This is a genomic window from Polaromonas sp. (assembly GCF_030682935.1).
GTDB lineage: Bacteria > Pseudomonadota > Gammaproteobacteria > Burkholderiales > Burkholderiaceae_C > Polaromonas.
The window spans coordinates 1-8,993 of sequence record NZ_JAUXNA010000300.1; the positions used below are offsets into that span (position 1 = coordinate 1).

Below are 8,993 nucleotides of genomic sequence, written 5' to 3' on the forward strand. Positions count from 1 at the left end.
CACGCCTACCACGCGACCCTGCCCACCGACGCCCTCACGCGCCTGCGCGCCGCCATGAAGGAAACCCAGGCCTACGGCTTCGCCAAGGTGAAGGGCGAGCAGGTTGCCCTGGGCGCCAAGGTGCGCACGCTGTTTGAATCCCGTGGCCTGCCCAGCGTCGCCGCCGAAGGCTTCAAGGCCCCCGGCGTCGTCGTCAGCTACACCACCGACCCCGAGATCCAGTCCGGCAAGAAATTCCTGGCCGAAGGCTTGCAGACCGCAGCCGGTGTGCCGCTGCAATGCGACGAAGGGGCAGACTTCATGACCTTTCGCGTCGGGCTGTTCGGGCTGGAGAAGTGGCACCAGGCGGATCGCACCGTGGGGCAACTGGCGGGGGCGCTGGACCGGATGGGGCTGGTGGCGCCTGTGCGTGAGGCGGTGGCTGGCTGAAGATTGGGTGTCTGGCTTGGACTGATTGACGGTGGGTTTGTGAAGCGTTGCGGGTTGATGCCTCAGTTTGGCGCATTGCAGCGGGCACGAGATGTTGCGTACGAAGCTCGCACCGGATGTCTGCTACAGACTGACTAGCGTCATATAACTATCCAATCTGCTTGCTCTATACCGGACACCCAAGACTGGGTTCAAGTGTCGTCATACTGGCGATCATTTCAAGGATCACGGAACCCACATCCAACCCAAAGCCGCTACTGGGGAATGTCGCTCCAAAGCGTCCGTCATCCAGCCGGGTTCTGGATACCGGCCGCTCATCGTGGAAAACCGATCCCGGCCCTGGCCTGCTCTTTCGCAGCGGAAGGCCGATTCAGCCACACCGTGGCCACCAGCCCTTGAATTTCCAATTCCAAGTTCTGAAGTTTTATCGACATGTGTGCTTGCTGGACTCAGTAGGACTTGGGTAAGCCAAGCACTTTTTCGGCGATGAAGCACAGGATCAATTGGGGGCTCACGGGTGCCAGGCGGGGGATCCAGGACTCACGCAGATACCGTTCGACGTGATATTCCTTGGCATAGCCCATGCCACCATGGGTGAAGATGGCGTTTTCGCAGGCGTGGTAGCAGGCTTCTGCTGCAAGGTACTTCGCGCTGTTTGCTTCAGCGGCGCATGGCAAATGCTGGTCATACAGCCACGCTGCCTTCTGGACCATCAAGTGAGCGGCCTCAAGCTCCATCCAGGATTTGGCCAAAGGGTGCTGGATTCCTTGGTTTTGACCAATCGGGCGACCAAACACTTCGCGCTCATTGGCATAACCTGCTGCACGTTTTAATGCGGCACGACCCAAGCCCACGGCTTCACTGGCGATCAAGATGCGCTCTGGGTTCAAACCATGCAAGATGTAGCTGAAGCCTTTACCCTCCTCTCCGACACGATCTTCCACGGGGATGCTCAGACCGTCAATGAACACCTGGTTTGAGTCCACGCACTTGCGACCCAGTTTTTCAATTTCCCGAACTTCGACTTTGCTGCGATCCATATCGGTGTAGAACAGGCTCAAACCTTCGGTGCCCTTGCATTCCTCGATCGGGGTGGTACGCGCCAGCAGCAAGATCTTGTTGGCCACTTGGGCCGTGCTGATCCAGACCTTCTGCCCATGCACTACATAGTGATCGCCTTCACGCACCGCACGCGTCTTGAGTTTCAAGGTGTTCAGCCCGGTATTGGGTTCTGTCACCGCGAAGCAGGCCCGGTCCGTTCCTGCAATCAGCGGCGGCAACCAGCGCTTCTTTTGTTCATCGGTGCCAAACACCACGACGGGGTGCAGGCCAAAGATATTCATATGCACAGCAGATGCGCCAGACAAACCTGCGCCTGTCGCAGAAATCGTGTGCATCATGAGCGCCGCTTCACTGATGCCCAGACCAGCACCGCCATACTCCTCGGGCATAGCGATGCCCAGCCAGCCAGAATCAGCCAATGCATGGTGAAAATCATCAGGGAAGCCGCCTTCCTGGTCCTTGCGAAGCCAGTAGTCGGCATCGAATGGCGCACAGACACGCTCAATGGCATCGCGGATTTGTTCTTGGTCAGGGGTCAATGCAAAGTTCATTGGGAGGCTTTGTTCAAAATGGCGTAGTCGGGGCGAACCACTTTGTCGGGCGATTCGCCGTAGGGTGGACTGTAGATAACGAGCAGCTTCACTGGGGTGTCACTGGTGACGGTGAAGACATGCATTTGGTCGGCAGGGAAAAAACAGGTGTCGCCTGGCGCCATATCAAAGGACTGACCTGCGATCTCGACATGAGCTGTTCCTTCTAGCAGGTAGCAGGCCTGCTCAATGCCAGGGTGGGCATGGGGCAAGGCCCCTCCGCCTTTGTGGAGCGTTCCGAGCAACACCTCCATCTGCTGGGCCCCGACGGTCTCGGGACCAATCAGTCGTTGATTGCTTGTGTGATGGTGATTGGCCGGCTGATAGGCGGGCACATCTGCGGTACGAACCAGGTAACTATGTTGCATGTTGTCAGTTCTTTCAGGCGTCAGTTCGGCAAGCACCCTGTTCGATCAGGGCATTGATACTCTCTGGGGTGTAGCCCGCTTCTTCCAGGAGTTGCCGGGTGTGCTCACCCAACCGTGGAGCGGGCGAAAAGCTCTGCGCTGGTGGCGTGGCCGACCACTTCGTAGGGTGAGCGAGTGTGTGCATCGGTCCTTCGGTCGGATGAACGGTGTCACTTACAAATCCAGTGGCGCGCAGTTGCGGATTGGCCAACAAGTCTTCCGGACTGTTCATCGGCATGTTTGGTACGTCAGCAGCATCGAGCAATGTGCGCCATTGCGCGGTGGTGCGGTTGCGCATGATGCGGGCTACTTCCGCATAGACCTCGTCAATATTGGCCGCACGCGCGCTGTGCGTAGCAAAACGCGGATCGCGGCCCAAGCCATCGGACTCGCCGATGGCCTGAAAAAAACCTCTCCAGTGCTTGTCGTTGTAGATCAAGACACACAACATGCCGTCGCTGGTGACATAGGGCTTGCGGTGTGGCGTCAGCAGGCGTGCGTATCCGGGTTTCCCAATCGGCGGCTCGAAGGTCAGACCTGCCATGTGATCACCCAGGATGAACTGGGCCATGGCTTCAAACATCGGCACCACCACGGACTGACCCACTCCCGACTGGCTTCGGGCATACAGTGCAGCCGTGACGGCGTAGACAGTGTGCAAGCCCGTCACGCGATCTGCCAGCGTCGTAGGGGCATAGGCGGGCTCGGGCGTCCCATATTGCTCCATCAGCCATGGAACACCTGTTGCGCCCTGGATAAGATCGTCATAAGCAGGCCGGGCGGCATCTGGACCGTCTTGATCAAACCCACAGCAACTCACATGAATGATGCGTGGGTTGCGCAGACGTACCGCCTCATAGTCCAACCCCAAGCGGGCTAGAGCCTGTGGCCGCACGTTGCTGATAAACACGTCGCAACCCTCTGCCATTTTCAAGGCGGCCTCACGGCCTTCAGCATGCTTGAGATTGAGGACAATGCTTTTCTTACCTGCGTTGGCATGCAAAAAAATGTGACCCATCCCGGCATGCTTCATCGGGCCGACATGGCGCATGTTGTCGCCTTCCAGGGTCTCCACCTTGATGACCTCTGCGCCCAATTGAGCAAGGATCTGGGTCGCAAAAGGTCCCATCACGACAGAGGTCAGGTCGAGAATCTTCACCCCTGCCAGCGGACCGGAGGTAGAGGCTGAATACTGAGCGGTCATGGTTATACCGGACTTATGCCGGCCTGCTTGATGAGGGTGCTCCAGTGAGCGAGTTGGTCAGCCACGTATTTGGCAAACTCTTCCGGCGTCTTGGTCGGCCAGGTCTCAAAGCCAAGCTGGCTCAGTGCTTTCTGTACTTCCTTGTCTGCCAGAACCTCTTGCAGCTCTGTGTTCAGCTTGTCCACTACAGGCTTGGGCATGCCAGCTGGTCCGAAGATGCCGTTCCATGAGGTCAAGTCAAACCCAGGGACGACTTTGGCGATGGGCACTGCACCTGGTATCGCTTTCAGTGGCTCTTTTGTGGTGACGCCCAGAACCCGTACGCTTCCTGCATTGATCATGCCCATGCCAGAACCAAGATCCACCACGTACATCTGAACTGACCCGCCGATCAGGTCGGTAAGGGCTTGGGGACTGGATTTGTAGGGAATCTCAACGACATCCAGACCAGCAATTCGCTTGATGGTTTCAGAGGCCACCAAGGAGGTGCTATTCGGCGTGGCGTAAGAAAATTTCCCGGGGTTGAGCTTCACCCGATCGATCCAGTCCTTGAGCGACGTTGCGGGGTCGTTTTTGTTGACCACCAAGGCAAAGGGAAGTTCACCAACGCGGGTTACAGGTGTGAAATCTTTGATGGGGTCGTACTTGAGATTGCTGACCAGGCTGGGATTGGCGGAATGTGATGTATTGGTCGTCATCAATAACGTGTAGCCGTCGGGCTTTGCGCGGGCCACGAACTGGGCGCCAATCTGGGCGCTTGCACCTGCCTTGTTGTCGATCAGAACTGGTTGCTTGAGGCGCTCACTGAGCTTCTTTCCAACAATGCGTGCAACCGCATCGGTTCCACTGCCGGCGGCAAACGGCACGACCAGTGTTATGGGAGTAGAGGGGTAGGTTTGGCTCAATACCGCTGAGGCAGCTAGCAAGCTGGCAGCCAGGGTGAGGGCACGAGGCAGGATCGTCATGAAGTGTCTCCGGTTATGTTTTTACGCGGCACCGTCTTATTGGTCGATGCAGTTCACATCTTCCCGTCCTCAATCATTTGCGTCCAATCCTATTTTTGGCTCGAACTATTCTTTTTACGAATCATTGAAAGATAATTCACGTGCGGCTTGACCCACACCATCCACTCATGAAACTTCACTTTCTTCGTTACTTTGTCGTACTGGCTGAGGAGTTGCATTTCGGACGAGCAGCAAACAAGCTCGCTATCACTCAGCCGCCATTGAGCAGCGCCATCAAGTCGCTGGAAGAAGAGTTAGAGGTCCAACTCTTGATTCGCGATAGCAAGCATGTCGAGCTGACCCAGGCAGGCACGGCCTTCTTGGATGAGGCACGTCAAATTTTGGAACAAGTGGCTCGGGCTTCGAATGTGGCGAAAATCGTCGCAAGGGGAATGCGTGGACGACTTGAGATTGGCGTGACCGGTTCGCTGGTCTACCGGGAGGTTCCGGCCATTGTCAAGCAGTTCAATGCAGAAATGCCTGGTGTGGATGTCGTGCTAAGAGAGATGTCCAGTGCAGACCAGTTGAATGAGCTACTTCGCGGTCAGATTCATGCTGGGTTTGTGAATGCCTCTACAGTTCCGCCCCAGTTGGTATCGCTGCCAATGGGTGAAGATGAATTTGTGCTCTGCTTGCCCGAGGATCATCCCAAAGCACAAGGCGATGCTGTCGATCTGATACAACTTGCCGATGAACGTTTTGTGATGTTTTCCCGGGATGTGGCTCCCGCAAACCATGACAATGTGATCGCAATCTTCTCTCGTGCGGGAATACACCCCAAAACTGCTCATGCGGCCCGTCAATGGTTAACGATTATTGCCATGGTCGCAAATGGCCTTGGCGTTTCTCTTGTACCCCGCACGCTGGCTCGCTCACGTGTTCATGGTGTGAAATTCATGAGAATTAGCGGTGAACAAGTGCTTTCACCTGCCATGTTGGTATGGAATCCAGCCTACTACTTGCCGACCGTACGTAGTTTTATTGAATGTTCTGAACGGATACTCACTCGAAAGTAGTGACTGAGCGAAGCATTTTCTTCGGCAATATCCTGTGTGCATAAACGAAAATGTAGAGTCACCCCAGTGTCGGGATCTGGCAAGGTTTGTCCAGCCGTAAAAATTGATCTGTCGTGGCGAATTACCGCTGACGAGTCGGCGAAACTTTGAAATTCAAGTTCCAGAAAGCTGGTGGTGGTGACCGGCAGGTCCCGCTGCATTGCAGACACCTATGGGGCTTCTGGCTTCAGGCGCTCACCCAACCTGAAGTCTGTAAAAATCAGCGCAATGAACGATACCTTGATGCATCCGAACGGCGCGGAACTGCTATGTGGCGCTGAGGCCCTGCAGTCATGACGGCACCTTGCCCCTGTGGCCGCACCTCGGCGAATTCGGCCAAGCCCGCCAAAACCCAGCCCCTGCCTTTTTCCACCTGCTGCGGCCCGTACCTGAACGAACTCGCCGCCACACCCGCACCCGACGCCGAGACGCTGATGCGCTCGCGCTACACCGCATTCGTGCTGGGCCGTCGTGACGACCTGCTTGCAACCTGGCATGCCAGCACCCGCCCCACGGACCTCACGCTCGACCCGTCCGCGAAATGGCTGGGGCTGGAGGTGCGTTCGCACCAACTGATTGACGCTGACCATGCCGAGGTGGAGTTCGTTGCCCGCTACCGCGAGGGCGGCCGCGCGGTGCGCCTGCACGAACGCAGCCGCTTCGTGCGCGAGCAGGGGCGCTGGTTTTACGTCGATGGCGACCAGTTTTAAGGTAACTACCCAGCTTCCCCGTTTTTCTCCTTCCCGCCTTTGGGGGAAGGTGGGGAAGGAGCCATGCAAACTCGGGGATGGAGACAGGGATATGCGGAAAGTTGAGTTGTTACGTTTTAAGCATCAAATCGGCATCTGGCCCAGTACCTGCGGGCGCAAGCAGCTATTAAAAAATGAGTAAACATGAAATTTGAAGCCGTGTTGTTCGACTGCGATGGCGTGCTGGTCGACAGCGAGCCCATCACCAACGGCGTGCTGCGCGACATGCTGGAGGAAAGCGGCTGGGCGCTCACGCCCGCCGAATGCATGCGCGTGTTCGTGGGCAAGGCGGTGCGCGACGAGCGTGCGCTCATCGAGGCGCGCACCGGCCAGCCGCTGACCGAGGACTGGATGGCCGAGTTTTACGACCGGCGCAACCGTGAACTGCAGGCGCGTCTGCAGGCGATTGCCGGCGCGCACGAGGCAGTGGCCGCCGCGCATGCGCAGGTGGCCGAGCGCATTGCCTGCGCGTCGGGCGCGGACCGCTTCAAGGTGGAAATGCAGCTGGCGCAGGTCGGGCTGATGGATTATTTTGCGGGCCGCATCTTCAGCGGCCACGAGATGCCGCGCTCCAAGCCGGCGCCCGATGTGTACCTGGCCGCTGCGGCCCACTTGGGGGCAGCAGGCGCGCGCTGCCTGGTGATTGAGGACACGACGACCGGCGTGACGGCCGGTATTGCGGCCGGCGCCACGGTCTGGGCTTATTGCCCGCTGGCCGAGCACGGCGCGGCGCTGCAGCAGGCCGGTGCGAGCCGCCTGTTTGCCCACATGGCCGACTTGCCGGGGCTGCTGGCGGCGGCCTGACCAGCGCGTCAGCGCCACGCGTTACGCACACTGCCTGTTTAGCGGGCATCCTGTTGAACCCCGCGCCAGGCAAGGCGTCCGAGGGTTTTCCCTGGGGTGGTGCACAAACTTGTCCACAGAACATGTGAACGGATAGGGCCATTCACGCCACCGGCGGCTTGCCCTGCCTGAACGCCGCTGGCGACTGGCCGGTCCAGCCCCGAAAGGCGCGGATGAAGCTTTTTTCGTTCTGAAAGCCCGCCGCTTCGGCCACCTGCTTGATCGGGCGGGCGGTGCGCAGCAGCAGCTCCAGTGCGCGCGCGCGCCGTACCTCGTCTTTCAGGGCCTGCAGCGAGGCGCCTTCTTCCTTGAGCTGGCGGTGCAGTGTGCGCGGCGAGACATGGAGCAGGGCCGCCACGGCGTCGGCGTTGTGGGTTTGCGTGGGGTGGCTGGCCAGTGCCTGGCGCACCTGCTGCACCAGCAGCCGGTCGCGCCGGTATTGCAGCACCGTGAGCGGCAGGGCGCGTTGCAGCATTTGCTGGAGCGCGCGTTCGTCGCGCCGCAGCGCCAGCGCCAGGTAGCGCGTGTCAAACCGGATCGCCGCCTGCGCAGCGCCAAATGCCGTGGGGCCGGAAAACAGCACGCCATAGACGCCCTGGTGCGGCGGGGCGGCAAACGGAAACTGCGCGGCCAGCAGCGGAATGCGCGAATCGATCAGCCAGCAGGCCAATCCCAGGATGTTGCGCAGCACCGACACCAGGCAGAACTCGCGCAGCGGGCCCAGGTCCCGGTGTTCGGTGATTTGCAGCGTCGCCGTGCCGCTGGATACCGCCAGGGTGAGCGTGATGTCGTCGGCCAGCAGCCCGTGGTGGCGGCACCAGCGCTGGAGCGCCACACCCAGGCTGGGCGCGCTGAGGGAAGCGCGCGCCAGCATGCCGTAGCTGCCCCAGGGCAGGCGCCGGCTGAACCAGCCCAGTGCCTCGTCGTCCAGTTCCAGCATGGCCGCGCCCGAGATGCGCTCCATCTGCCAGGCGGTGATGCGCAATGCGGTGTCGGCCACTGACGATGGCGCGATTTGTGCCTGTGCCAGCGCCTCGCTGGGGCTGCGGTCGCGGCGCTGGTAGGCCAGCACGATGGCCTGCACAAAGGCCATGGGGGTTGCGGCAGGGGTATCGGCAGGGCGGGGGCTGCCGGGAGCGGCCAGGGTCAGGCGCGGGGTCATCATGGGAAGTGTGCCTGCGGGTGGCACGATTTGCAACCTTGGTGGCGGCCATTCGGCATCTTTTGCGCCTAAGCTGCCCTATTGGCGTTAAGGTGTGGCCCATGTGCGGCCGCCAGCGCCGCTGTGAGGAATCTATGCCCGTCCTGGAGACAAAACTCAACGCCCGTTCCGCCGACTTCCAGGCCAACGCCGCCGCCATGCGCGCGCGGGTGGACGATCTTCATGTCCAGCTCGCCAAGGCCGCTGCGGGCGGTGGCGAAGTCGCCCGCGCCCGGCACACCGCGCGCGGCAAGCTGCTGCCGCGCGACCGGGTGCAGATGCTGCTCGACCCCGGCACGCCGTTCCTGGAAGTCGCGCCACTGGCCGCGCTCGGCATGTACCACGGCGATGCGCCCTGCGCCGGCCTGATCGTCGGCATTGGCCGCGTCAGCGGCGTGGACTGCATGATCGTGTGCAACGACGCCACCGTGAAGGGCGGCACCTACTAT

Annotated in this window: 9 protein-coding genes and 1 pseudogene; 5 read left to right on the forward strand and 5 right to left on the reverse strand. The window is 59.9% G+C overall.

What is annotated here, in order from left to right; all coding sequences use genetic code 11:
* Nucleotides 1–429 (forward strand): annotated as a pseudogene (locus Q8K05_RS13790) (alanine--glyoxylate aminotransferase family protein); the annotation flags it as partial.
* Between the two features lie 449 nt (nucleotides 430–878).
* On the opposite strand, the gene Q8K05_RS13795 reads toward Q8K05_RS13790, so the two are convergent.
* From Q8K05_RS13795 to Q8K05_RS13810, 4 genes are read right to left on the reverse strand one after another with little or no spacing between them, the layout of a single operon-like run.
* On the reverse strand, nucleotides 879–2,042 hold the full coding sequence (locus Q8K05_RS13795) for an acyl-CoA dehydrogenase family protein (protein ID WP_305247201.1): 1,164 nt from the start codon (nucleotides 2,040–2,042) through the stop codon (nucleotides 879–881).
* On the reverse strand, nucleotides 2,039–2,449 hold the full coding sequence (locus Q8K05_RS13800) for a cupin domain-containing protein (protein WP_305247202.1): 411 nt from the start codon (nucleotides 2,447–2,449) through the stop codon (nucleotides 2,039–2,041). The genes Q8K05_RS13795 and Q8K05_RS13800 overlap by 4 nt, the downstream gene beginning before the upstream one ends.
* Nucleotides 2,450–2,462: 13 nt before the next feature.
* Complete coding sequence (locus tag Q8K05_RS13805; protein ID WP_305247203.1) at nucleotides 2,463–3,692, reverse strand: CaiB/BaiF CoA-transferase family protein; 1,230 nt, start codon at nucleotides 3,690–3,692, stop codon at nucleotides 2,463–2,465.
* A 2-nt stretch (nucleotides 3,693–3,694) separates the two neighbouring features.
* Nucleotides 3,695–4,657, reverse strand: a complete 963-nt coding sequence (locus Q8K05_RS13810; protein WP_305247204.1) for a tripartite tricarboxylate transporter substrate binding protein — start codon at nucleotides 4,655–4,657, stop codon at nucleotides 3,695–3,697.
* A gap of 167 nt (nucleotides 4,658–4,824) precedes the next feature.
* Here Q8K05_RS13810 and Q8K05_RS13815 point away from each other — a divergent pair, with 167 nt between their 5' ends.
* The 3 genes from Q8K05_RS13815 (at nucleotide 4,825) to Q8K05_RS13825 (ending at nucleotide 7,304) form a co-directional block, all read left to right on the forward strand.
* Entirely contained in the window at nucleotides 4,825–5,712 is an 888-nt protein-coding gene (locus Q8K05_RS13815) for a LysR substrate-binding domain-containing protein (protein ID WP_305247206.1), read from the forward strand.
* A 332-nt stretch (nucleotides 5,713–6,044) separates the two neighbouring features.
* Nucleotides 6,045–6,461 (forward strand): YchJ family protein, encoded by a 417-nt coding sequence (locus tag Q8K05_RS13820; protein ID WP_305247207.1) that lies wholly within the window; start codon nucleotides 6,045–6,047, stop codon nucleotides 6,459–6,461.
* Nucleotides 6,462–6,644: 183 nt separating this feature from the next.
* A complete protein-coding gene (locus tag Q8K05_RS13825) occupies nucleotides 6,645–7,304 on the forward strand; it encodes an HAD family phosphatase (RefSeq protein WP_305247208.1) in 660 nt (219 codons plus the stop codon).
* Between the two features lie 142 nt (nucleotides 7,305–7,446).
* Here the strand turns inward: Q8K05_RS13825 and Q8K05_RS13830 are convergent, their stop codons facing one another.
* Entirely contained in the window at nucleotides 7,447–8,508 is a 1,062-nt protein-coding gene (locus Q8K05_RS13830; protein WP_305247209.1) for an AraC family transcriptional regulator, read from the reverse strand.
* Nucleotides 8,509–8,639: 131 nt separating this feature from the next.
* Here Q8K05_RS13830 and Q8K05_RS13835 point away from each other — a divergent pair.
* Nucleotides 8,640–8,993 (forward strand): carboxyl transferase domain-containing protein (locus Q8K05_RS13835; RefSeq protein ID WP_305247210.1); only part of this gene is annotated, 354 nt, incomplete at its 3' end.

Bases quoted from the DNA above. Each gene is read 5' to 3' on its own strand.
- Q8K05_RS13795 (WP_305247201.1), bottom strand. From the start codon at position 2,042: ATGAACTTTGCATTGACCCCTGACCAAGAACAAATCCGCGATGCCATT.
- Q8K05_RS13800 (WP_305247202.1), bottom strand. From the start codon at position 2,449: ATGCAACATAGTTACCTGGTTCGTACCGCAGATGTGCCCGCCTATCAG.
- Q8K05_RS13805 (WP_305247203.1), bottom strand. From the start codon at position 3,692: ATGACCGCTCAGTATTCAGCCTCTACCTCCGGTCCGCTGGCAGGGGTG.
- Q8K05_RS13810 (WP_305247204.1), bottom strand. From the start codon at position 4,657: ATGACGATCCTGCCTCGTGCCCTCACCCTGGCTGCCAGCTTGCTAGCT.
- Q8K05_RS13815 (WP_305247206.1), top strand. From the start codon at position 4,825: ATGAAACTTCACTTTCTTCGTTACTTTGTCGTACTGGCTGAGGAGTTG.
- Q8K05_RS13820 (WP_305247207.1), top strand. From the start codon at position 6,045: ATGACGGCACCTTGCCCCTGTGGCCGCACCTCGGCGAATTCGGCCAAG.
- Q8K05_RS13825 (WP_305247208.1), top strand. From the start codon at position 6,645: ATGAAATTTGAAGCCGTGTTGTTCGACTGCGATGGCGTGCTGGTCGAC.
- Q8K05_RS13830 (WP_305247209.1), bottom strand. From the start codon at position 8,508: ATGATGACCCCGCGCCTGACCCTGGCCGCTCCCGGCAGCCCCCGCCCT.